This window comes from Sphingomonas prati, assembly GCF_014643515.1.
Lineage (GTDB): Bacteria > Pseudomonadota > Alphaproteobacteria > Sphingomonadales > Sphingomonadaceae > Sphingomonas_R > Sphingomonas_R prati.
Genome location: NZ_BMJP01000001.1, coordinates 1,052,314 through 1,075,739 on the forward strand (window position 1 = coordinate 1,052,314; position 23,426 = coordinate 1,075,739).

Here is a 23,426-nt window from a genome sequence, read left to right on the forward strand (position 1 = left end):
GAATACCAGTCAAATCCCAGAACGAAACAAATCGACCCCCAAGATCAGCTCCCGTCATACGCGAACTGCTCAGGCACCAGAGCCGCGGGACTCGCCCCGTCTCAGGTGGTACCCCCATCGACCTCGACCGCCGCCAGGCTCTCCAACGTGATCCCGTACTTGCTCGAACAGAATTCGCACGCGACCTCGATCACGCCCGCATCGTCCGCCATCCCGATCCGCTCGTCCTCCGGAAACCGTGCGAGCACATCGCGGAAATGATCCGGATTGCACCGGCATCCCCGCGTCAGCGTCGCCGGCGGCAATACGCGGACCTCGTCCTCCTCGTGGAACAGCCGCCACACGATATCGGTCAGCGGCAACGTCGGATCGGACAACTCCTCCGGCTTCGCCGTCGATGCCAGCACCGCGACATGGTCCCACTCCGGATGGTCGAGCCGCGTATGGATGCGGTCGCGCCCTTCCTCGCCCTCGGGCAGATGCTGGATCATCAGCCCGCCCGCGACATGCCCGTCGCGCGCATTGCCGACGATGCTCAGCCGCACCAGGCTCGGGATCTGCTCCGACTGCGCGAAATAACGCTCCGCCGCCTCGGCCAGCGACGCGCCCTCCAGCGGCACGATCCCCTGATAGCGCTCGCCCGACGTCACCTGATCGAACGTGATCGCCAGATATCCCGGCCCGAACAGCGCGAACAACGACGGATCGACCGGCATCTCCGCCAGCCGCTCCGCATCGTGCCGCACATAGCCGCGCATCACGCCCGCCCGGTAATCGCACACCAGCAGGTCGATCACCCCGCCCTCGGTCTGCGCCTGCAACGTCAACTGCCCCGCCGCATCCTTCAGCAACGACCCGAGCAACGCGGTCAGCGTCAGCGCCTCCGCCAGGACCCGTTCGATCGCAGGGGGATAGGCGTGACGGCTGAGGATCGAGTCGAGCGCCGGCCCGATCCGCACCACCCGCCCGCGCGCATGCCGCCCCGGGATCATGAACCCCAGCGCCTGGTCCAGATGTTCGGTCGGCGGCGGGGTCGGCCCGTCATACGTGCTGGCCAAGAGTTGTATTCCTATCTGCTGTTTTCGCCGAGATAGGAGACCAGGCGCATCTTCTAAAGCCCCTCTCCTCCCAGGAAGAGGCTAAGCGAGGGACTCTACAACCGCCCGAAACACCATAGCAGCACCGACTTCTGCGCATGCAGCCGATTCTCCGCCTCGTCCCAGATCGCGGACTGCGGCCCGTCGATCACCGCGTCGACCACCTCCTCGCCGCGGTGCGCGGGCAGGCAGTGGAGGAACACCGCGTCGGGCGCCGCACGCGCCATCAGCGCCTCGGTCACCTGATACGGCATCATGGCCGCCAGCTTCTCCTCGACATGGTCCTGCCCCATCGAGATCCACGTATCGGTCACGATCACGTCGGCCCCCGCCGCCGCCTCGGCCGCATCGCGCGAGACCGCAAAGCGGCTCCCCCGCGTCCAGGCATTCGCCACCACCACCGGCGACGGATCATAGCCCTCGGGACACGCCGCCCGCACGTCGAACTTCATGAGGCTGCCCGCCTCCACGATCGAATGGAGCACGTTGTTGCCGTCGCCCAGCCAGGTCCACACCGTCCCCGCCAACTTCCCGGTTCGGTCGAGCACGGTCAGCATGTCAGCCATGATCTGGCACGGATGGCTGAAATCGGTCAGCCCGTTGATGACCGGCACCGTCGCGTGCTCCGCCATCTCCTGCACCTTCTCGTGATCGTCGGTGCGGATCATGATTGCGTCGACATACCGGCTCAGCACGCGCGCGGTATCGGCCACGCTCTCGCCGCGGCCCAGCTGCATCGTGCCGGCATCCATCACGATCGTCGTGCCGCCCAGCTGGCGCATGGCCATGTCGAACGACACGCGCGTCCGCGTCGAATTCTTTTCGAAGATCATCGCCAGCGTATAGCCGGCCAGCGGCGCATCGGCATCGACACGTCCGCGTGGCCAGCCCGCGCGCGCCGCCTTGCGGTCCAGCGCGTCGGCCAGCATCGCGGCGATCCCGTCGGGGCCGGCGTCGACCAGGTCGATGAAATTGCGGTCGGTCGTCATGGTCATATCGGTCGCTCCACCCACGCGCCGCCCGGTTCGATCATGCCCGGACGGGTAGGAAAAGATGGCTGCGTCCGGCGCTCGCACGCCGGACGCGTCTGTCACGCTGTCGCGATCACTCGTCGGCCGGCGGCACGTAGAGGCGCGCCGCCTCCGATACCGTCGCGACGAACTCGTCGATATGGCTCTGCTCGATGATCAGCGGCGGCAGCACGCGCACCACATTCTCACCCGCCGCCACGGTCAGCACATGATGATGATCGCGCAGATGCGCCACGAACCGCCGGCTGTCGGTCTTCATCTTCAGGCCGAGCATCAGCCCCGTCCCGCGCACGCTGTCGAACAGCGTATCGTGGTTCGGGATCATCTGCTCCAGCGCCTGCCGCAGCCGCTCGCCGCTCGCCTGCACCTGTTCCAGGAAACCCGGTTCCAGGATCACGTCCAGCACCGCATTGCCTGCCGCCATCGCTAGCGGATTGCCGCCATAGGTCGACCCGTGCGTGCCGGCGACCATGCCCTTGGCGGCCTCCTCCGTCGCCAGGCACGCGCCCAGCGGGAACCCGCCGCCGATCCCCTTGGCGGTCGCGACGATGTCCGGCCGCACGTCATACAGCTCATGCGCGTACATGGCGCCCGTCCGGGCGACCCCGCACTGCACCTCGTCCAGCACCAGCATCAGCCCGCGCTCGTCGCAGATCCGGCGCAGCCCGTGCAGGAAGGCGCGCGACGCCGGGCGGATGCCGCCCTCGCCCTGGATCGGCTCGACCAGGAAGCCGGCGGTCGTCTCGTCCACCAGCGCCTCGGCCGCCGCCAGATCGTCGAACGGCGCATAGGCGAAGCCCGGCAGCAGCGGCTCGAACCCGCCGCGCATCTTGTCCTGATCCGTCGCCGAGATCGTGCCCAGCGTCCGACCGTGGAACGCGTTCTGGAACGTGATCAGCGTCGTACGTTCCGGGTTGCCGTTGACGAAGTGATAGCGACGCGCGGTCTTGATCGCGCACTCCACCGCCTCGGCACCCGAATTGGTGAAGAACACCGTGTCCGCGAACGTCACGTCGATCAGCCGCTGCGCCAGCTGCTCGCCCTGCGGACTGCCGTACAGGTTCGACACGTGCATCAGCGTCGCGACCTGCTCCTGCAGCTTGGCGGTCAGATGCGGATGGCCATGCCCCAGAAGGTTCACCGCGATCCCGCTCGCGAAATCGAGATAGCGCGTGCCGTCCTCGCCGATCAGGTAGCAGCCTTCGCCGCGCACCGGTCGCACGCCGCACCGTGGGTAGACGGGCATCAGCGGGGTGATCGGCATGACGGCAACTCCTGTCGGTACTGGAAACGGCTCCGGAAACGCAAAAAGGCGGCCGATGACGCGGCCGCCTGCGAATCGCTATAACGGGGCAGAGCGACGGGTGGAAGCGGGTTCGGTGGGAGTACCCGTCCGGCTTGCAGTCTCAGACGAGCATCGCCGGCCGCCGGTCGGGCCTCACCGATCCATGCGTGGTGCGGGGGTCGAGACAAGCCGCGCCATCAAGGCCGCCGCCGACGCTTCGGAAAGCGGCGTTATCACCGGCGCCGGTTCGGCTTTGCCCGTTGCCGTTCTCGCATAAGGCTTGTTGCGCCCGATATAGCTCAGGACGTCGTAACGGAGTTTCGTCATCGTCCCGAAGGCTTCCACCGCCTTTGCCAGCGGCTCCCCCCGGGCGACCGCAGCCATATACGCTGCGAACTGCGCGCGCACCTCGGCCTTGATGTCAGCCAGGACGAAATAATGCGTCAGGAACGCCGCATGGTACGGGGTCCAGGTCATGCGCTTGGATGCGTTGTGCAGGTAATCCCCGTTCAGCACATTTGCTGTGTCGAGCAGACCATAGGATCGAAAGACCAGACCGTAACCCCCCGGGGGTGGGCGGCCATAGTCGATCGATCCATCGCTTCTGAAGACGACGGTCGAAAAGAGCGCCCCGATCCCGTCCATATACCATCTTGGATAAGCGCCCGGCGCGTAATTCAGAAGCAGATGCTGCGCATAGGCACCATAGAGCAGCGCCTCCCACGATCGAACCAGCGATGGGTGGTAGACCGGCTTCATACCGACGCAGTCCGCGCCGAGATGGGCAAAATCTTCGCAATCGGCGCTTCGTGCCTTGTTCGTGTTCATCTCGATGATCTGATCGGCCCGGCTCAGCGCCAGGATGCTGCCGTCCGGACGCGGATCATAATATCGCTGCGACATGAACGACCGCCCATAGGGTCCGTCACCATAGTCGACGGTACGAAGGCCCAGGTCCCGCATTGCGCCGCTCGAACCGAACAACACGACGACCAAGGGGGCGGGCTCTTCGGCACGACCGGGCGAACGATAAAGCCTGGCGAGCAGGGTGTGGAGCTTTTCGAGGTTCCGCGTGACCCGCGCCAACTGTTTCGTGTCGCCATCGGAATAGACGATGACGTTGTCGCTCTCGGCCTTCTGCCACGCACTCGCCTTTTCCAGAGGCGCTGACCGCTCAGGTGCGGTGACGATGATCGGCGACGTATCCGTCATGGGCCCGGCGCGGGGCGGGACCGGCGTCTGGCAAAGCCCCGAGGCCGCGGGAGCCAGCCACGCGGTGCAACCAAGGACCAGAGTCGCGATACGTCCGATCGGCATGCCATGACCTCGAACTTATTCGGTCATAGATTGGCGCACATTAGCCCCGAAACAAAGTCATTATTTAGCCACCGTCCATCGCCGGCATGCGCCACTCACAAGGATCGACGTCCATCATCCGACCGCTAATGTGACGTCGCCATTCCCCCCGCGCAGGTGGAGGAACCGGCATATTCATTCGGATGTCGATCCGGCCTGGAATGCTCGGAACGATCCGAAGGCCGGCCCGCTCGTTCGACGCGAGCCCCGGTCAGCTCTTCAGCCGCCACCCCTTGCGGATGAGCGTGTAACACAGCGCACCCAGCGCGACGTTCACGCCCAGCAGCACCAGCCCGCCGAGCAGCACCGGCGAATCGGTCGTTCCGATGAAGCCGTAGCGGAAGCCGGAAATGACGTAGAAGAACGGGTTCAAATGGCTCAGCGTCTGGAACACGCCGTGCAGGCTCTCGATCGAGTAGAATGTCCCCGACAGGAGCGACAGCGGCGCCACCACGAAATTGGTCACCGCCGCGGCATGATCGAACTTGTCCGCCCAGATCGACGTCAGCAGCCCCAGGAACCCCAGCATCGACGCACCGAGCAACCCGAACCAGATCACCGCCAGCGGGTGATGCGGCACGATCTGCACGCCCGGCCAGAACGCCATCGCCAGCCAGACCGCAAACCCGACCAGGATCGCGCGCGTCACCGCCGCCCCGACCAGCCCGGCCACCAGCTCACCCGTCGACAGCGGCGGCATCAGATAGTCAACGATCGTCCCCTGCATCTTGCCGACCAGCAGCGAGAAGCTCGCATTGGCGAACGCATTCTGCATCATGCCCATCACGATCAGGCCCGGCGCCACGAACGTCGCGAACGGCCGGCCGAGCACGGTGCGCTCCCCACCGCCGAGCGCGACCGTGAAAATCACCAGGAACAACAATGTCGTGATCGCCGGCGCCCAGATGGTCTGCAGTTGCACCTTGAAGAAACGGCGCACCTCCTTCACATAGAGCGCTGTCATTCCCCCCCAGTTGACGAACGGGATCACGGGCACGCCCGGTGGGGACAAAGTCATCTTTGGGGGCTGTTCGGTCGTCGGTGTCATGGGCTGTTGCCTAGCGCCGGACCAGGCCCCCCGCAAGGAGCGTACGACCATGAGCTGGACCGACGAGCGCATCGAGCAGCTCCGAAAGCTGTGGGAAGCCGGCAACACCGCCAGCCAGATCGCCGAGGAACTGGGCGGGGTCAGCCGCAACGCCGTGATCGGCAAGGCGCATCGCCTGGGTCTCCAGTCGCGCCCGTCGCCCGTGCGTTCCGCCGGTGCCGCCAGCTCGGCCGCACCCGCCGCCCCGGCCGCTGCAGCCCCCGTCGCACCGGCCCCGGTTGCTGCACCGGTCGCGCCCCCGGCCGCACCGGCCCCGGTCGCAGCTCCGGTTCGCGCCGCACCGGCGGTCGCACCGACCCCCGCCGCGCCGACCCCGGCCGCCGCCAAGCCCGCCGACGAACCCGCGCCGTTCGACGAGGATGACGCGGACACCGAGACGGACACCGACGCAGCACCCGTCCGGTCGACGGTGCGCGAGATCGAAACCGCGATCTCCACCATGCCGGTCGCCGCACCGCAGCCGGTGATCCGCTCGGTCGGCCCGGGCGGCTTCCTGCGCCAGGGCCCCGGCGATCAGCAGCCGCCCGCCACGCCTGCCCCGCCGCGCCGCCTCGTGCCCGCCAAGCCGTCGTCCGACATCGCCGGCAAGACCGGGCTGCTCGATCTCAGCGACAAGATCTGCAAATGGCCGATCGGCCACCCGGGCGAGCCGGACTTCCACTTCTGCGGCAAGCCGATCAACCCGGGTTTCCCCTATTGCCTCGACCATTGCTCGGTCGCCTACCAGGCGCAGTTGCCGCGTCGCGATCGCCGCCCGCCGCCACCGTTGCCGTTCGGCGGCCCGCGCGTTCGCTGACCCGATCAGCCCCGGACTTCGGTCCGGGGCACGACAAAGCCCCTCGCATCGCCGGCGTCCTGTCCATATAGGACACCGGGATGGACCTGACCCCGCTCGATCCCGATGATGCCCCCCGCCCCGGCTCTGGCCCCGGCACCGGCTGGCACGGCAGCCCCGGTCCGCATTCGGGCGCGCAGAGCGGCGGGCAGCATCCGAGCTACGATCCCACCACCCATGTCCTGACGCCCATCCTGCCGCGCCGCCGTCGCTGGCCGCGCTGGCTCGGCTGGCGGCGCATCGTCGGCGGCGGCTTCCTGCTGTTCCTCGTCATGATCGCCTGGCTCGCGATCACCGCGCCGCTGTCCAAGTCGCTCCGCCCGATCGCCCCGCCCAGCGTCACCCTCCTCTCCGCCGGCGGCCGCGCGATCGCCCGGCGCGGCGCGGTGATCGACAAGCCCGTCGACGTGACAAAACTCCCCGACCATGTCGGCGAGGCGTTCATGGCGATCGAGGACCGCCGCTTCCGCTCGCATCTCGGCATCGATCCGCAGGGGATCGCCCGCGCGGCCTGGGCCAATGTCCGCGCCGGCGGCGTCCGCGAAGGCGGCAGCACGATCACGCAACAGCTCGCCAAGGTCGCGTTCCTCGATTCGGACCGCACCGCTGGCCGCAAGCTGCGCGAGGTCATGATCGCCTTCTGGCTCGAAGCCTGGCTGACGAAGGACGACATCCTCTCGCGCTACCTCTCGAACGTCTATTTCGGCGACAACGTGTACGGCCTGCGCGCCGCCGCCCGCCACTATTTCGATAAGCGTCCGGAACAGCTCAACATCGGCGAATCGGCCATGCTCGCCGGCCTGATGAAGGCCCCCTCGCGGCTCGCCCCCACCTCCAACCTCGCCGGCGCCCGAGCACGACAGAAGCTCGTCGTCGCCGCGATGGAGGACGCCAAGTTCATCGACGCCGCCACCGCCGCCCGCGTCCGCCCCGCCCGGCTCCACGTCCGCACCGTCGGCTCGCTCCCCACCGGCACCTACTTCGCCGACTGGGCGATGCCGCAGGCCCGCGACCGGGCCGGCACGCTCTATGCGGAACAATCGGTCGCCACCACGCTCGACGATCGGATGCAGCAGGCCGCCGTCCGCGCCGTCAACCGCGCGGCACTCGGCGGCGCACAGGTCGCCCTCGTCGCGATGCGCCCGAACGGCGAAGTCGTCGCGATGATCGGCGGCCGCGACTACAAGGGCAGCAGCTTCAACCGCGCGACGCAGGCCCGCCGCCAGCCGGGATCGACGTTCAAGCTGTTCGTCTACCTCGCCGCCCTCCGCGCCGGCATGTCGCCGTCCGACATGGTGTCCGACCGCCCGATAACCGTGGAGGGCTGGTCCCCCGCCAACAGCGACCGCAAATATCGCGGTGACATCACGCTGCGCCAAGCGTTCGCCGTGTCGAGCAACGTCGCCGCCGTGCGCCTCCAGGAACAGGTCGGCCGCGACAAGGTGATCCGCGCCGCCCGTGACCTGGGCGTCACCAGCCCGATGCGCTCCGATCCCAGCCTTGCGCTCGGCACGTCGGGCATGACCCTGCTCGAACTCACCTCCGCCTTCGCCGCGGTCGCGGACGACGCCTATCCGGTCAAGCCGCACGGCCTGCCCGCGGAGGAACGCAGCTGGTTCGACAAGGTCTGGGACCGGCAGAGCAGCTTCGGCCGGGCGCGCCACGACGCGCTGCTCGACCTGCTGTCCGCCACCGTGAACCAGGGCACCGGCCGCAACGCCGCGCTCCGTACGCAGGTGTTCGGCAAGACCGGCACGACGCAGAACAACCGCGATGCGATCTTCATCGGCTTCGCGGGCGATATCGTGACGGGCGTCTGGGTCGGCAACGACGACAACACCCCGCTGAAGGGCGTCGCCGGCGGCGGCCTGCCCGCGCGCATCTGGCGCGATTTCATGGCCAGCGCGATCGGCAGCGCACCGCGCGTCCCCGCCGCCGCCAAACGCCCCGCCGCGCCGCGCCTGGACGAGGTGCTGCCCGGCCTCGACGTCGACATCCCGCCGATCACCGTCGGCGACGTTACGATCGGCGTCGACCGCGACGGCCTGACGGTCGCCCCCTCGGGTGATCCGGACGCGCGCCGCGACGTCGGCCCGGACCGTAACCGCGACCGTGAACCGCTCGAACGGGAGGACCGCCGGTTCGACACCCCGCTGCCGCGCGACGACCCGGAGGACGCGGAACCATTCCTCCGCGACGAACGCTAGAGGACGATGACCGACACCATCGCCGACCTGCGCCGCCGCATGGACGCCGCCGCCGCGGCACTCGATTTCGAGGAAGCGCAGCGGCTCCGCAACGCACTCGCCGCGCTCGAAACCGACGGCCTGCGCGAACAGCAGCCCGGCGCCATGGGCCTCGGCACCAGCCAGCAACGCATGCAACCACCCCCCGGCTGGGTCCGCCCCACCAAGCCCGACAACATGACCACCGGCCGCCCCAAACCCCGCCGCCGCGGCGCGTAAGGACGCGTCACACCCAACAACGCCAGCCCGTTCCCCGGCGAAGGCCGGGGCCTAGACGCAACAGCGCGCTCTGAACGCGCTACGCCACGGGCAGCGCGTTAAGTCACCACCCCCCGGACAGAGAACCGCGGCTCCCGCCAAACCCCGCTTCCAACAACCTCGGCCAGCACGTCCACCGCCCGCCAGACATCTGCCAGCCCCACATAAAGCGGCGTCAGCCCGAACCGCAGGATATCGGGCGCGCGGTAATCCCCGATCACCCCCCGTTCGATCAGCGCCTGCATGATCGGAAATGCATCCGCATGCCGGAACGAGACATGGCTCCCGCGCGCCCCCGCCGCCCGCGGCGTCACGCACACCAGCTCCGGCAACAGCATCGCCATCCGCGCCACGAACAGATTGAACAACGCCGCCCCACGCGCGAACAGCGCCTCGCGCGGCGCGTCCAGGAACAGGTCCACCCCACTCTCCAACGCCAGCATCGCGATCACCGACGGCGTCCCGGCCAGGAACCGCGACACGCCAGCCGCCGGCGCATAGCCATCGCCGAACGCGAACGGATCGGCATGCCCCATCCACCCCGTGATCGGCGAGTCCAGCCGCCGCTGCAACGCCTCGCGCACATACAGGAACGCCGGCGCCCCCGGCCCGCCGTTCAGATATTTATACCCGCACCCGACCGCCATGTCCGCGCCATCGGCGTCCAGCGCCACCGGCACCGCCCCCACCGAATGGCTCAGATCCCACAGCGACAACGCCCCCGCCGCCCGTGCCGCGGCCGACAGCGCCGCCATGTCATGCCGCGCGCCATGCTTGTAATGGACATGGGTCAGCAGCACGATCGCGGTTTGCGGCCCGATCGCCCCGGCAATCTCGCCCGCCTCCACGGTCCGCACGGTGACCCCGGGCAGGAGCGAAGCCACCCCCTCGGCGATATGCAGGTCGGTCGGGAAATTCCCCGGCTCAGTCAGGATCTCCGTCCGCCCCGGCTGCGCCCGCATCCCCGCGACGATCAGCTTGAACAGGTTCACCGACGTCGAGTCCGCCACGATCACCGACCCCGGCGCGGCGCCGACGATATCGGCGATCTTCGCCCCGATGCGCTGCGGCGCACCGATCCAGTCCGCCTCGTTCCATGACCGGATCAGCCGCTCGCCCCACTCGCGCGTCACGACATCGGCCGTCCGCGCCACGGTCTGCTCCGGCAAGGCACCCAGCGAATTGCCGTCGAGATAGATCACCCCCTCCGGCAACGCGAACCGCGCACGGAACGGCTGCAGCGGGCTCGCCGCATCGGCCGCCACCGCCTCGGCAAGACTCCGCGGCAGGCTCATCGTGCCAAACCCAGTGCGCGCCGGATTAACCCGACCTCGATCCGCCACGCATTCGTCCCCGGCGCGATCAGCTCGACATGTCCCGCCTCCGGGATCGACACATGCCCGACCGTGTCCCCCGCCCCGCGCGCCTTCACCGCATAGGCCGACGCCAGTACCGGCGGCGCGATCCGGTCATGCACCCCGGTCACCAGCGTCTGCTCGGTCCCGAGCGGCAGCAGCGACGTCACCGACGTATCGCCCAACACGTTCGGCCGCTCCGGCGTTGCACTGCCGACCAGCAACGGCACGCCCGTCACGCCGCAGTCATTCCCCGGCAAGGTCCGCGCCGCCTCCAGATCGGGCAGCGCCCCCAGCCCGATCGCGGCATGCAGCCGGATGGGATCGGCGGTCCACAACGCGCTGTTGAGCGGCAACCGCCCGCGGCCCGCCAGCCACAGCGCCAGATGCCCGCCCGCCGAATGGCCCACCGCCACGATCCGATCGGTGCGCAGCCCATATTGCGGCCCCAGCGTGCGCAGCATGTCTGCCGCCTGCGCCACATCCTGGAACGTCCCCGGATACCCGCCACCCGGCCGATCCGCACCGCGATATTCGATGTTCCAAACCGCGATGCCCTGCTTCGCAAGGTCCGCCGCCGCCCAGTCCATCAACGTCCGGTTCGCGATCGCACTCTGCCAGCAACCACCATGGATCATCAGCACCACCGGCCGCGGCCCGCGCTCCTTCCCACGCGGCAACCACAGGTCGCCGACCTGCAAAGGATCGACCCCGTACGGTATCCGGATTGCCCCACGCGGATGCGGCCGCCCGGTCAGCTTCCCCCACCCCATCGTCGGCGATGGCACCGCCGCGGCGACCGGCACGGGTCCGAAGCTTAAAAGAGCGGCCAGACCTGCGACCCGCTGAAACTTGCCCATGGCCGCCGCTCCCCGTCATCCCGCCGGTGCGGGGCTCTTCATCGTGTCGGCCCAACTAGTCCGGCCGCGGGCAAAACGCCAAGCGCCTTACTTGAACAGCACCAGTTCCTCGGCCATCGACGGATGCAGCGCCACCGTGTCGTCGAACGCCTCCTTGCTCAGCCCCGCCTTCACCGCCACCGCGGCTGCCTGCAGGATCTCCGGCGCATCCGGCCCGATCATGTGCAGCCCCAGCACGACATGCGTCTCCGGATGGCACACCATCTTGTACAGCGCCCGCTCGTTGCGCTGCGCCAGCACGTTCTTCATCGGGCGGAAATCGGACGTATAGACCTTCGCCGCACCGTACCGGTTGCGCACCTCCGCCTCGGTCATGCCGACCGCGGCGATCGGCGGGTGGCTGAACACCGCGCTCGGGATGTTGGTATAATCCACACGGTGCGGCTTGCCGCCGAACACCGTGTCCGCGAACGCCTGCCCCTCGCGGATTGCGATCGGGGTCAGCTGCACCCGGTCGGTCACATCGCCGACCGCATAGATGCTCGGCACGTTCGACCGATTGTCCTCGTCAACGATGATCGCCCCGCGCCCGCCCAGCGTGACACCCGCCGCCTCAAGCCCCAGCCCGTCCGTGTTCGGCCGGCGACCCGTCGCGAACATCAGCAGGTCCGCCTCGATCGGATCATGGTTCGCAGTGAAGATCAGCAGCGACCCGTCCGCCTGCTTCTCCACCTTCTCGAACGCCGCGTGGAACTTGAAATCGATGCCCTTCACGGTCGAGATCTGCAGCAGCCGGTCGCGGATCTGCGCATCGTAACCGCGCAGGATGACGTCCGACCGGTTCACCAGCGTCACATGCGACCCGAACTGGTGGAAGATCCCTGCGAACTCGTTGGCGATATAGCCCGCCCCCGCGATCACCATCCGCTTCGGGATGGAATCCAGGTGGAACACCTCGTTCGACGTGATGCCATGCTTCGCGCCCGGAAACTCCGGCGTATCGGGCCACGCACCCGTCGCGATCAGGATATGCCCAACGCTGATCTCCCGCCCCGTCGCCAGCTTCACGCTATGCGGCCCGGTCACCGTCGCACGCTCGTGGAACAGCGTGACGCCGTTATTCTCCAGCGTGTTGGTGTACAGCCCCTCCAGCCGCGTGACATCGGCCAGCACAGCATCGCGCAACCGGATCCAGTCAAACGACGTCTCCGGCACGTCCCACCCGAAATGGCGCGCATCGGCCAGATCCTCGGCGAAATGCGCGCCGTAGATCAGCAGCTTCTTCGGCACGCACCCGCGGATAACGCAGGTCCCGCCGACGCGAAACTCCTCGGCCAGCGCGACCCGCGCGCCATGCGCCGCCGAAACCCGCGCCGCCCGCACGCCCCCGGAACCGCCGCCGATGACGAACAGGTCATAGTCATAATCGGACATGCGGTACTCCAAAATTAAGCAAAAGCCCCTCTCCTTCAGGAGTTTGCCCATTTGTCAGGTCGGGATTGCCCCCGGCAATCCCTGAAACAGGCCGGGGGCCTGTTTCACCTTACAAATGGGCAAACTGGGTTGGGGTGGGGGCTACAGCTCCCCAATATCGAACATTCAAAGTGGGGAGAGGTCGGCCCCACCCCAACCCCTCCCCTGAAGGAGAGGGGCTAATAAAGCATCAGCCGCGCACCCGCGCTATCAACGCCCTAGTTGAAGCATCGAACCGCTCGGTCCCCTCCTCGACGATCGATCGAGCGATGGTCTTGCCCAGCTCCACCCCCCACTGATCGAACGGGTTGATCCCGAGCAGCACCGCATTGGCAAAGGTCCGCTGTTCGTAGAACGCCAGCAACGCCCCCAGCCGCGCCGGATCGAGCCGGTCGATCAGGATCGTCATCGACGGCCGATCCCCCGGATAGGCACGTTGCGGATCGTCGTTCGGCTGCCCCGCCATCAGCGCCGCCCCTTGAGCGAAACAGTTGATCAGCAACGCCTCATGATGCGCCTCGTCCAGCGCATCGCCCGGTTCGATCACCGCCACGAACTCGACCGGCACCAGGTGCGTCCCCTGGTGCAGCAGCTGGAACACCGCATGCTGCGCATCCGTCCCCACCCCGCCCCAGGTGATCGGCGCGCTCGGCACCGCCAGCGCGGCGCCATCGACGCCCACACGCTTCCCGTTCGACTCCATCTCAAGCTGCTGGAGATAGGGCGGCAGCAACGCCAGTCGCTCGTCATAGGCGAACACCGCGCGCGTCTCGGCCCCGCGCACCACCGCATAATAACAATCGACGAACGCCGCCATCAGCGGCGCATTCTGCAACGGCGCGGCCAGCCGGAAATGGCGGTCCATCGCGGCCGCGCCCTCCAGCAACGTCTCGAACGCATCCCAGCCGAGCGCCAGCGCGACCGGAAACCCGATCGACGACCACAGCGAATAACGCCCGCCGACACTCTCCGCGAACGGCAGGATCCGCGTCTCGTCCACGCCCCACTCCACCGCGCGGTCGGGCGCAGCGGTCAGCGCCACGACCTGCCCATAAGGATCGGCGACCCCGTTCCCCGCCAGCCAGGACAGCGCGCTTTCCGCGTTCAGCATCGTCTCGGCGGTCGTGAACGTCTTGGACGCGACGACGATCAGCGTCGCCGCCGGATCGAACCGCCGGAACACGCGGTCCAGCGCCATCCCGTCGACGTTGGACACCACCGCCACGTCGTACCGCTCGGCATCGTCGCCCAGCGCGTCGATCAGCAGGTTCGGCCCCAGCGCCGACCCGCCGATGCCGATGTGCAGGATATGGCGGAACGGCCCGACCGCCTCCGCCTCGATCACGTCGATCAGCCCGCGCATCCGGGCATGCAGCATCCGGGCCGCCGCCACCGCATCGGGCGCGCCCTGCCCGCGCTCCGCGACATGCTCCGCCGCCCGCCCCTCGCTTTCGTTCACCACATCGCCGGCAAACAGCGCGTCGCGCCGCGCTGCGAACCCCTGCGCCTCGGCCAACTCCGCCAGCGCATCTAGCATCGCCGCGTTCAGATGCGTCTTGCAGAAATCGAACCGCAGCCCGGCTTCCTCGATCACCATCCGCGACAGCCGATCCGGCTCGTCGGCGAACAAAGTGGTCAGCGTCGGCACCGGCATCGCGCGCAAGGCGTCCCAGGGCCCGGAGGAGGTGGCGTCGTTCATGATCAAAATCCTGCGCCTGTTGTCGGCGGCGTCTTACTCCCGCGGTCGGCCTCCGTCACCCCGTCCGCGCTTGACGCCGACCGGCCGGACCCGCCATCCCACCGACATGCCCGCCACCCCCGCCCGTTCCCGCTTTGCGACGCTGCGGCTGGTGGCGATCCTGTTCGTCGCGGGCTGGCTGGTGCGCAGCTTCGCGGTCGGCGGAATGGGGATCCACGACGGCGCGATGCTGCCGCAACTCCGTCCCGGCGACGCGCTGCTTGTCGCGAAATGGCCCTATGGCTGGTCGCGTTACGGCCTGATCGGCGGTGCGCCGCTGTTCAAGGGCCGCTGGTGGTCGCGCGATCCGGTGCGCGGCGATGTCGTCATGATCCGGGACGTCCGCCCGAACGGCAGTCGCAACGTGGTGATGCGCGTCATTGGCCTGCCCGGCGACCGCGTCGCGATGCGCGCCGGCACCGTCACGCTCGACGGCCGCCCGCTACCGCGCATCCGGATCGGCGACGTCCTGATCCCGATCCGCCCCGGCACCCCCTGCCGAGTTGTCCGGCACGAAGGCCGCGAATGCCGCTACCGCCGCTTCACCGAAACCATGCCCGACGGCACCAGCCACGCCGTCTTCGACAGCGCCCCCGGCCCCTCGGACGACTTCACCGCCCGCACCGTCCCGCCCGCCACGCTCTTCCTACTCGGCGACAACCGCGACGACAGCATAGACAGCCGCATCGACCCGGACGCCGGCGGCCTCGGTATGGTTCCCACGGACCGCCTCCTCGGCCGCGCCACGATCCTGCCCTGGTCCACCGACCGCTCGGCCCGTCTGACGTCACCGAAGAGCTGGTGGACCACGATCCAGTGGAGCCGGATAGGGCTGGGCGTCGATTAATCGCAAAACGTAGGGTTGGGCTTCGCCAGTAGAAGCGCAAACCTCTTCACCGTCATCCCGGACTTGATCCGGGATCCAGGACGCGGGACCGACCCGCTGGGGCCTGACCTCCCAGACTAAAGCAAATATAACGTCCGGCGATCGAGCACCCTACCCAATCGAATCGATCACCGCCCCGATGATATCCGGCGAAGGCCCGCTCAACCGCTTCGACGGCAGCGCGGTCTTCATCCCGTCCGCTAGCGGCGCACCATAGATGAAGCCATAGGTCGGATAGCTCGACCCGCCGAGCGCCTCATTCTGGTGATACCACACCCGCACCCGGCTCCAGTCACCACGAGGCGACACGTCGGTCATCGTCACGTCACGCTCGACCTGGCCGCGCGTGCCGCCGATCCGCGACCAGTTGCTGTGCGTCACCATCACCACGCGCGGGCCGATCACCTGACTCACCACCGCGACATGGCCCAGCTTCATCGCGCCGGACGGGCGGAACACCAGCACCGCGCCCGTCTTCGGCGTCGTTCCGCGGGCATAGCGCCCGTCGGCCTGCGCCCACCATGTCCAGGCATTGCCGTACAGCTGGATGCCCGACATCAACCGCGCGAACGGCACACATTCGCCCACCGTCTCGCCGGTCACTTCGGCACGCACGCTGACGGCATGCAATGAAGCGACCACGAACAGGAAACTGGACCAGCGCATCGCGACCCCGACCATTAGGAGAGTCCGTCATGGCCGGGCGTCGCTTAACAATTCGTAGCATGGGACGCGCCCATGCCCCGAATGCGCCCGCCGGGTCTCAGCGCGCGGCGAACTGCGAAGCGCGGGCGAGTCCCGCCGTCGCCAGGTCATGCGACCAGGCCGGCGATCCGTCGGGCTTGCCCATCTGGACGTTCGGTTCGGCCAGCACCTGACGGTACAGCGCCTGCGCCTGTGCCGCCCGCGCGGTGGTGCGATAGACATGCGCCAGGTTCAGCAGCACGCCCGGCTCGGTCGAACCGGCCGCGACCTGCGACGCGAGCGTCCGTTCGGCCTTGGTCAGGTCCCCGGTCGAAATGGCCTTGAACGCCACCGGATCGGCGGATGCGAGCGTGGATATGGAGAGCAGAAGGGCTCCACCGAGCAAACGAATCATAGCAACCTCTCTTTATGTTACGTCTTGATGACAATGAGGCTACGCTTTTGTGTATTGCTGTAAATAGGTCATTTTGAGCGACGTGAGACACAACGAAAAACACCCCGCTCCGGACCGGAACGGGGTGCGATTTCGAACTTGAACTCGACCGTTTGTGGGGGGCTCAGCGCCCCCCGTGATGGCGGATATTGCGCGGTCGGCCGGGCTTCCCAGTCCGCGGCCGATCGCGCGAATCATGTCGCCGATGCGGCAGATGGTTCGCTCCCTCGACCGGCTCGAACCTAAGCGCCCCGCTGATCGGATCCGCCTCCACCAGCCGCAGTTTCAGCAACTGCCCGCTGACATAACGGTCGCCGCTCTCGTCCCCGACCAGCGCCTGCGCCGCCTCGTCGAACGTGAACCGCTCCGCCCCCAGCGTCGACACCGGCACCAGCCCGTCGCCACCGATCTCCTGCACCGTCGCGAAGAACCCGAACGCGCGCACCCCGGTGATGCGCGTATCGACCACCTCGCCCACGAACCGCGTCAGATACGCCGCGACATAACGGTCGATCGTCTCGCGCTCCGCCTCCATCGCGCGCCGCTCGGTCCGGCTGATCGCCTCACCCAGCGCCGGCATCCGCTCGGCATCCGCCGCCGGCAACCGCGTCTGTTCGACCGCCGGCGCCAGCCCGAACGCCCCGACCAGCGACCGATGGACCAGCAGATCGGCATAACGCCGGATCGGGCTGGTGAAATGCGCATAACTGCCCAGCGCCAGTCCGAAATGCCCGGTGTTCGCCGGCGCATAATAAGCCTGCGTCTGCGACCGCAGGATCTGCTCCATGATCTGCGGTCGCATTGCCGCATCCTCGACGCGCGCCAGCAGATGGTTGAACGTCTCGGGTCGCACCACCTGCCCCAGCGCGAACGACACGCCGCACGTCTCGAGATACTCTTTCAACGCGACCAGCTTCTCGCGGCTCGGCGGCTCGTGATCGCGATACATCACCGGCTGCTTCTTCGATTCGAGCGCCTTGGCCGCCGCGACATTGGCGGCGATCATATATTCCTCGATCAATCGCATCGAATCGAGCCGTTCGCGCGGCGCGACCGACGCGATCCGCCCCGTCTCGTCCAGCTCCACCCGCCGCTCCGGCATGTCGAGGTCAAGCGGCCCGCGCCGTTCCCGCGCCCCCGCGAACAACCGCCAGCACGCCCAGAGCGGCTTCAGCGCTTCCTCGACCAGTTCCGCCGGCACCCGCCCCGCCTCGCCGTCGATCGCCGCCTGCGCATCCTCGTACGCGATGTTCGCCGCGATCCGCACGGTGGCGCGCGTGAAATGCCACCCCTTCAACGTCCCGTCCGCCCCGACGCGCAGGTGGCACGCCAACGCCGCGCGATCGACGCCCTCCTTCAACGAACAGACATCCGCCGACAGGATCTCGGGCAGCATCGGCACCACCCGGTCGGGAAAATACACGCTGTTGCCACGCTTGCGCGCCGACCGGTCGAGCTCCGACCCGGCCCGCACGTAATAGGCCACGTCGGCGATCGCGACGATCGCACGGTACCCGCCGGCATTGCCCGTGTCCTCATCGGGCGTCGCCCACACCGCATCGTCATGGTCGCGCGCATCGCTGGGGTCGATCGCCACGATCGGCAGATGCGTCAGGTCCTCGCGCCCCTCACCCAGCGGCAGCTTCGCCGCCGCGGTCGCCTCGGCCAGCACCTCTTCCGAGAAGACATCCGGAATGCCGAACTTGTGGATCGCGACCAGGCTGAAACTGCGCGGCGCGAACGGATCGCCCAGCCGCTCGGTCACGCGCACGGTCATGCGCGGCGGCCGCCCGGCCTTTTCCGCCAGCACCAGGTCGCCGACATCCGCCTCGCCCGCGTCCGACACCAACCAGTCGCGCTTCTCGCGCTTGTCGACGGGCTTCAGCCACAACCGGTCACCCTCACGGCGCAACACGCCCAGCACCAGCTCCTCGCCGCGCGCCAGCTTCTTCATCGGGTGCGCCAGCCAGCCGGAGCCCGCCTCTTCGGTCCGCGACAGGATGCGGTCGCCCGGCCCCAGCGGATCGCGCTTGCCGCGCACCACCACGCGCAACCGCGGCGGCGGCTGGTCGCTGTCCCAATTCTCGGGCACCGCGATCGGCACACCTTCCTCGGTGACGTCGACGATCCGCAGCACCGTCACCTTCGGCACGCCGCCCATCTTGTGGAACGCGCGGCCCGGGGCGCTGTCGATCAGCCCCTCGTCCGCCATGTCCTTCAGGAGCGCCTTCAGCAGGATCTTGTCCTGCGCATGCAGGCCGAAGGCACGCGCTATCTCGCGCTTGCCCGCGGGTGTATCGCTGCTCGCGATGAAATCGAGGATTTGCTGGCGGTTCGGGAGGCCCGGCGACTGTCTGTTCGGCATCGCCCACCTTAACGCGGTCGCCGCGATCCGTCATCCGGCCATAAGGTCCACACTCTGACCGCCACCGCCGGCAAATTTTTTACCGAACCCGTGAAGCCTTCGGCAAGGCCGAGACGTTACAGAACCAAGACAGAAAAATGAAATGGAGAAGGCTGCAGTGACGACAGGCATCCTCAAGACTGACGTTGGTCCCCAAGCCGCACGCGATTCCGTCCCGATCCCGATGGCGATCCTGTTTGCTGGGCTGGTCTCGTCCCCGGTCTGGCTCGCCCTTGGGTGGGCCGTCGGGTTGTTCCATTGATCTAAGGCCAACCGGGCTTGCCTAACGGGCGGCCGCTCCGCTATTTGCCGTGTCCTGGGGCCTGTAGCTCAATGGTAGAGCCGGCCGCTCATAACGGCTAGGTTGCGGGTTCGAATCCTGCCGGGCCCACCAGCATCGAAACTGCTATGCGCTGACCGGTCCGGGCCACGGCATAGGACAACGTAATAGCCATTCGCGTCCGACAATAGTAACGTTGCCCGGAAGAACAGCCCGGCAAAAACCATTACGATTTTGTCACATAGTCTTCACAATGCCGCGTTAGCCCTGCGTTCGGTAAGAAAACGATCCGATCCCGCAACTGGAAACGCGCCCTGGCTGGCCCGACGGATCGACCGTCGTCGTCCCCATTGTGGTGGTCGCGTCCCGTTCGGGCTCGGGCTCGGGCTTCAGGGGATGAGTGGCCATGGACCTTTCAAACTATACGCGCGTCGCCACTTACGACCTGCCGGAACCCACGCGGACGACCGCCCCGACCGGCAACCTGCTGGCGCAGGAGGCTTCTGGCGTCGCCTATAACCGCGACACCAACACGCTGTTCATCGTCGGCGACGGCGGCACCTCCGTCACGCAGGTCAGCCTGACCGGCCAGTTCATCGACACCATGACCCTCGCACAGGGCAGCAGCCCGCAAGGCACGACCTTCTACGACAGCGAAGGCATCACCTATATCGGCGGCGGCAAGTTCGTCTTTACCGAGGAACGCACCCGCCAGGTCGTCGAATTCACCTACGCCCCCGGCACCACGCTGACGCGCGAAGCGGCACGCACCGTCGATCTCGGCACCGACATCGGCAATGTCGGGCTCGAGGGGCTCAGCTACGATCCGCTTACCGGCGGCTACATCGTGGTGAAGGAAAAGGATGCGCTCGGCATCTTCCAGACCAATATCGACTTCGCGGCCGGCACCGCAACCAACGGCTCGGCGACCACGGTCAACTCGACCAACCTGTTCGATCCGGCCCGCATCGGCACGACCGACCTGTCGGACATCTATGCGCTGTCCAACTATGCCGCCGCCGTCGGCACCGCGGACGAAAGCCGCCTGCTCGTCCTGAGCCAGGAATCGGGCCGGATCGTCGAGGTCGGACGCGACGGCACCGTCTACAGCTCGCTCCAGCTCGTCGCACCCGCGACGCCCAGCGGCATCGACCTTGCCGCCATGACGGTCGAAGGCATCACCGTCGACAGCGCCGGCCGCATCTACCTGGTCAGCGAAGAAGGCGGCGGCGACATCGATCACCCGCAGCTCTGGGTCTACGCGCCCAACTCGACCGGCGGCGCGAACCTCGCCCCCACCGGCGTGACGCTCAGCAACCCGACCGCTGCGCTGCTTGAAAACAGCAACACCGCGGACCGCATCAAGGTCGCCGATATCGCGGTCGCCGACGATGGTCAGGGCACGAACCAGCTCACCGTCACCGGTGCCGACGCCGCCGCGTTCGAACTGTCCGGCAACGCGCTGTATCTGAAGGGCGGCACCACGCTCGATTTCGAGACGAAGGCCAGCTTCTCGGTCGCCGTGAACGTCGACGACACGACGGTCGGCGCTACACCGGACGCGAGTGTCGCCTACACGCTGAACGTCACCAACGTCGTCAACGAGGCCGCCGCCGGCACCGTGGCCATCACCGAGGTCGCACCCTGGGCCAGCAGCAGCCGCTCCGGCGCGGACTGGTTCGAACTGACCAACACCGGCTCCACCGCGATCGACGTCACCGGCTGGAAGTTCGACGACAACAGCTACTCCTCGACCAATGCCGTCGCACTGTCGGGCGTCACCACCATCGCCGCCGGCGAATCCGCCATCTTCCTAGAAGGTGGCGCCGCGCAGGTCGCGACGTTCGCCAACATCTGGTTCGGCGGCACCGTGCCCGCCGGCGTCCAGATCGGAACCTACACCGGCGCGGGTGTCGGCCTGTCGAACGGTGGCGACGCCGCCAACGTGTTCGACGCGGCCGGCACGCTGAAAGCCAGCGTGACGTTCGGCGCCTCGCCCAGCGGCCCCTACGCCACTTTCGACAATGCGGCGCAGGTCAACAGCACGTCGCTGGTCAACCATGCGACGATCTCGACCTTCGCCACCGCGGGCACCAACGGCGCGTTCGTCGCGCCCGGGGACGCCACCGAAACCGGTTCGCCCGGCACGATCGGCGGCGTCGCGGCGCCGGTCAACCGCGCACCCAGCGCGATCGGCCTGACGGGTGAGATCACCACCCTGCCCGACACGACGAGCACCGACGCCCGCGTCAAGATCGCCTCCGTCATCGTCACGGACGACGGCCTCGGCACCAACGGCCTGACGCTGTCCGGCGCCGATGCCGGTGCATTCGAAGTCGACGCGACCGGCCTCTATCTCAAGGCCGGCCAGGACCTCGATGCCAATGTGAAGGCGCGTTACGACGTCACCGTCAATGTCGACGACGTCACGGTCGGCACGACGCCGGACGCCAGCGTGCGTTTCTCGCTCGATCTGACCGCCGACACGACCGGCCAGCTGCGCGTCACCGAAGTTGCCCCATGGTCCAGCGGCAACAGCCCGGTCCAGGCCGACTGGTTCGAAGTGACCAACACCGGCACCGCCGCGGTTAACATCACAGGCTGGAAATTCGACGACAGCAGCCGCGCCTTTGCAAACGCCGTCGCGTTGAGCGGCGTCACCAGCATCGCCGCGGGTGAATCGGTCATCTTCCTCGAAACCGCGACCGCCGCCACGACGGTGCAGAGTTTCATCGACACCTGGTTCGCCGGCACCGCACCGGCCGGGCTTCAGTTCGGCACCTACACCGGCGGCGGCGTCGGCCTGTCTACCGGCGGCGATGCCGTGACGCTCTTTAACGCCTCGGGCGTGGTGCAGGCCGGCGTCACGTTCGGCGCGTCGCCCGCGGGTCCGTACCCAACGTTCGACAATGGCGCCGCGCTCGATAACGCGACGATCGCAACGCTCAGCGCCGACGGCGTCCGCGGTGCTTTCGCCGCCGCCCGCGACAGCGCGGAAATCGGCTCGCCCGGCACGATCCTCGCTCTTGAGACGGTCGGCGTGACGCTCACCGGAACTGACGGCGCAGACCGACTCGGCGGCACCACGGGGTCGGACATGCTGGTCGGCCTCGCCGGTGACGACGTGCTCATCGGCGGCGCCGGCAGCGATCGCATGTCGGGCGGCAACGATACCGACTACCTCGACGGCGGTGACGGGATTGATCGTCTCGACGGCGATGCCGGGAACGATACGCTGCTAGGCCAGGCCGGCAACGACACGCTCATCGGCTCTACCGGCCTCGACCGACTATCCGGCGGCGCCGGTGCCGACTATCTCGACGGCGGCGACGATGCCGATCGTCTTGACGGTGATGCGGGCGACGACACGCTGCTGGGCCAGAACGGCAACGACACGCTGATCGGCAGCGACGGCGTCGATTTCCTGTCGGGCGGCGAGGGTGCCGACTATCTCGACGGCGGTGTCGGCGCCGACCAGCTCGTCGGCGACGCCGGTGATGACATCCTGCTGGGTCAGGACGGCAACGACACGATGCTCGGCGGCGCAGGCAACGACTATTTCGATGGCGGTGCCGGCAACGACTATATCGACGGTGGTGCCGGCAACGACACGATCGTCGCGGGGCTCGGCAACGACATCCTGATCGGTGGCGAAGGGCGCGACACCGTCGCACTTGCCGGTAGCGTCGTCGACTTCAGCTTCCAGTCGATCGGCGGCGGCTTCTCGGCCACCAACCTCGCCACCGGCGCCGTCACGCAGGTCTTCGGCGTCGAGGAAGTGACCTTCGCCCTTGATATGATGCTGCCCACCCCGGTGACCTCGCTCGACTACGTCGCAGGCTAAGGCTCTAGGGCGCGACTGCCGGTCCACGGATCGGCAGTCGCGTTCATTTCGCATCGGTCTAAAACGTGGCCTGGCGGTTCTGACTTAGGCTGTCGCGCAACAAGCCCGGCATGATGCCGGAGACACTGCTGGCGTAACCCGTTGCCGCGAGAAATGGCGTCGATATTGCACCGCGCGGACGGTCGCCGTGCCAAGCGCTCGTGAAGCAGGCGGTCCAGACTGGGACGGGTCC

17 protein-coding genes and 1 tRNA gene are annotated in these 23,426 nt (G+C 67.7%); 6 read left to right on the forward strand and 12 right to left on the reverse strand.

Going from position 1 to position 23,426, the window contains the following annotated elements:
- Positions 1-101 precede the first annotated feature (101 nt).
- The 5 genes from hslO to IEX50_RS04825 form a co-directional block, all read right to left on the reverse strand.
- Complete coding sequence (gene hslO / locus IEX50_RS04805) at positions 102-1,058, reverse strand: Hsp33 family molecular chaperone HslO (RefSeq protein ID WP_260160377.1); 957 nt, start codon at positions 1,056-1,058, stop codon at positions 102-104.
- A 95-nt stretch (positions 1,059-1,153) separates the two neighbouring features.
- Positions 1,154-2,086: an ornithine carbamoyltransferase gene (gene argF, locus IEX50_RS04810; RefSeq protein WP_157175866.1), complete on the reverse strand. Its 933-nt coding sequence runs from the start codon at positions 2,084-2,086 to the stop codon at positions 1,154-1,156.
- A 115-nt stretch (positions 2,087-2,201) separates the two neighbouring features.
- Positions 2,202-3,392, reverse strand: coding sequence for an aspartate aminotransferase family protein (locus IEX50_RS04815; RefSeq protein ID WP_157175393.1), 1,191 nt, complete (start codon positions 3,390-3,392; stop codon positions 2,202-2,204).
- 174 nt (positions 3,393-3,566) lie between these two features.
- A complete protein-coding gene (locus tag IEX50_RS04820) occupies positions 3,567-4,625 on the reverse strand; it encodes a hypothetical protein (protein WP_157175392.1) in 1,059 nt (352 codons plus the stop codon).
- A 355-nt stretch (positions 4,626-4,980) separates the two neighbouring features.
- Positions 4,981-5,817 (reverse strand): ABC transporter permease, encoded by an 837-nt coding sequence (locus IEX50_RS04825; protein ID WP_157175391.1) that lies wholly within the window; start codon positions 5,815-5,817, stop codon positions 4,981-4,983.
- 49 nt (positions 5,818-5,866) lie between these two features.
- On the opposite strand from IEX50_RS04825, the gene IEX50_RS04830 reads away from it, so the two are divergent.
- The 3 genes from IEX50_RS04830 to IEX50_RS04840 all read left to right on the forward strand — a co-directional run bounded on the left by IEX50_RS04830 (position 5,867) and on the right by IEX50_RS04840 (position 9,177).
- Positions 5,867-6,673, forward strand: coding sequence for a GcrA family cell cycle regulator (locus IEX50_RS04830; protein ID WP_157175390.1), 807 nt, complete (start codon positions 5,867-5,869; stop codon positions 6,671-6,673).
- An 80-nt stretch (positions 6,674-6,753) separates the two neighbouring features.
- A complete protein-coding gene (locus IEX50_RS04835) occupies positions 6,754-8,919 on the forward strand; it encodes a transglycosylase domain-containing protein (RefSeq protein ID WP_157175389.1) in 2,166 nt (721 codons plus the stop codon).
- Positions 8,920-8,925: 6 nt separating this feature from the next.
- Complete coding sequence (locus tag IEX50_RS04840) at positions 8,926-9,177, forward strand: UvrB/UvrC motif-containing protein (RefSeq protein WP_157175388.1); 252 nt, start codon at positions 8,926-8,928, stop codon at positions 9,175-9,177.
- Positions 9,178-9,275: 98 nt separating this feature from the next.
- Here the strand turns inward: IEX50_RS04840 and kynU are convergent, their stop codons facing one another.
- The 4 genes from kynU to pgi all read right to left on the reverse strand — a co-directional run bounded on the left by kynU (position 9,276) and on the right by pgi (position 14,603).
- Positions 9,276-10,511: a kynureninase gene (gene kynU, locus IEX50_RS04845; RefSeq protein ID WP_157175387.1), complete on the reverse strand. Its 1,236-nt coding sequence runs from the start codon at positions 10,509-10,511 to the stop codon at positions 9,276-9,278.
- Positions 10,508-11,431 carry an alpha/beta hydrolase gene (locus IEX50_RS04850; RefSeq protein ID WP_229673655.1) on the reverse strand — a complete coding sequence of 308 codons (924 nt, stop codon included), beginning with the start codon at positions 11,429-11,431 and terminating at the stop codon, positions 10,508-10,510. Before IEX50_RS04850 ends, kynU begins: the two co-directional genes overlap by 4 nt.
- Positions 11,432-11,518: 87 nt before the next feature.
- The gene (gene gorA, locus IEX50_RS04855) at positions 11,519-12,865 is read right to left on the reverse strand and encodes a glutathione-disulfide reductase (protein ID WP_157175386.1); all 1,347 of its coding nucleotides are present in this window, start codon (positions 12,863-12,865) and stop codon (positions 11,519-11,521) included.
- Positions 12,866-13,094: 229 nt separating this feature from the next.
- Complete coding sequence (pgi, locus tag IEX50_RS04860) at positions 13,095-14,603, reverse strand: glucose-6-phosphate isomerase (RefSeq protein ID WP_157175385.1); 1,509 nt, start codon at positions 14,601-14,603, stop codon at positions 13,095-13,097.
- A 70-nt stretch (positions 14,604-14,673) separates the two neighbouring features.
- Between pgi and lepB the strand changes: the two genes are divergently transcribed.
- On the forward strand, positions 14,674-15,489 hold the full coding sequence (gene lepB, locus IEX50_RS04865) for a signal peptidase I (RefSeq protein WP_188699419.1): 816 nt from the start codon (positions 14,674-14,676) through the stop codon (positions 15,487-15,489).
- Between the two features lie 150 nt (positions 15,490-15,639).
- Here the strand turns inward: lepB and IEX50_RS04870 are convergent, their stop codons facing one another.
- The 3 genes from IEX50_RS04870 to IEX50_RS04880 form a co-directional block, all read right to left on the reverse strand.
- Complete coding sequence (locus IEX50_RS04870) at positions 15,640-16,194, reverse strand: CHAP domain-containing protein (protein ID WP_157175383.1); 555 nt, start codon at positions 16,192-16,194, stop codon at positions 15,640-15,642.
- 97 nt (positions 16,195-16,291) lie between these two features.
- On the reverse strand, positions 16,292-16,627 hold the full coding sequence (locus IEX50_RS04875; protein ID WP_157175382.1) for a tetratricopeptide repeat protein: 336 nt from the start codon (positions 16,625-16,627) through the stop codon (positions 16,292-16,294).
- A gap of 163 nt (positions 16,628-16,790) precedes the next feature.
- Positions 16,791-19,031, reverse strand: coding sequence for a ribonuclease R family protein (locus IEX50_RS04880; RefSeq protein ID WP_157175381.1), 2,241 nt, complete (start codon positions 19,029-19,031; stop codon positions 16,791-16,793).
- A gap of 358 nt (positions 19,032-19,389) precedes the next feature.
- On the opposite strand from IEX50_RS04880, the gene IEX50_RS04885 reads away from it, so the two are divergent.
- Both IEX50_RS04885 and IEX50_RS04890 read left to right on the forward strand, forming a co-directional pair.
- Positions 19,390-19,464, forward strand: a tRNA-Ile gene (locus IEX50_RS04885).
- 292 nt (positions 19,465-19,756) lie between these two features.
- Positions 19,757-23,194, forward strand: a complete 3,438-nt coding sequence (locus tag IEX50_RS04890) for an SdiA-regulated domain-containing protein (protein ID WP_157175380.1) — start codon at positions 19,757-19,759, stop codon at positions 23,192-23,194.
- Positions 23,195-23,426 lie beyond the last annotated feature (232 nt).

Coding starts and splice junctions, on each gene's coding strand:
- IEX50_RS04875 (WP_157175382.1), bottom strand. CDS start 16,627: ATGATTCGTTTGCTCGGTGGAGCCCTTCTGCTCTCCATATCCACGCTC.
- IEX50_RS04840 (WP_157175388.1), top strand. CDS start 8,926: ATGACCGACACCATCGCCGACCTGCGCCGCCGCATGGACGCCGCCGCC.
- IEX50_RS04870 (WP_157175383.1), bottom strand. CDS start 16,194: ATGCGCTGGTCCAGTTTCCTGTTCGTGGTCGCTTCATTGCATGCCGTC.
- IEX50_RS04880 (WP_157175381.1), bottom strand. CDS start 19,031: ATGCCGAACAGACAGTCGCCGGGCCTCCCGAACCGCCAGCAAATCCTC.
- IEX50_RS04825 (WP_157175391.1), bottom strand. CDS start 5,817: ATGACACCGACGACCGAACAGCCCCCAAAGATGACTTTGTCCCCACCG.
- IEX50_RS04835 (WP_157175389.1), top strand. CDS start 6,754: ATGGACCTGACCCCGCTCGATCCCGATGATGCCCCCCGCCCCGGCTCT.
- IEX50_RS04850 (WP_229673655.1), bottom strand. CDS start 11,431: ATGGGCAAGTTTCAGCGGGTCGCAGGTCTGGCCGCTCTTTTAAGCTTC.
- pgi (WP_157175385.1), bottom strand. CDS start 14,603: ATGAACGACGCCACCTCCTCCGGGCCCTGGGACGCCTTGCGCGCGATG.
- kynU (WP_157175387.1), bottom strand. CDS start 10,511: ATGAGCCTGCCGCGGAGTCTTGCCGAGGCGGTGGCGGCCGATGCGGCG.
- IEX50_RS04820 (WP_157175392.1), bottom strand. CDS start 4,625: ATGACGGATACGTCGCCGATCATCGTCACCGCACCTGAGCGGTCAGCG.
- IEX50_RS04890 (WP_157175380.1), top strand. CDS start 19,757: ATGGACCTTTCAAACTATACGCGCGTCGCCACTTACGACCTGCCGGAA.
- IEX50_RS04815 (WP_157175393.1), bottom strand. CDS start 3,392: ATGCCGATCACCCCGCTGATGCCCGTCTACCCACGGTGCGGCGTGCGA.
- argF (WP_157175866.1), bottom strand. CDS start 2,086: ATGACGACCGACCGCAATTTCATCGACCTGGTCGACGCCGGCCCCGAC.
- IEX50_RS04830 (WP_157175390.1), top strand. CDS start 5,867: ATGAGCTGGACCGACGAGCGCATCGAGCAGCTCCGAAAGCTGTGGGAA.
- gorA (WP_157175386.1), bottom strand. CDS start 12,865: ATGTCCGATTATGACTATGACCTGTTCGTCATCGGCGGCGGTTCCGGG.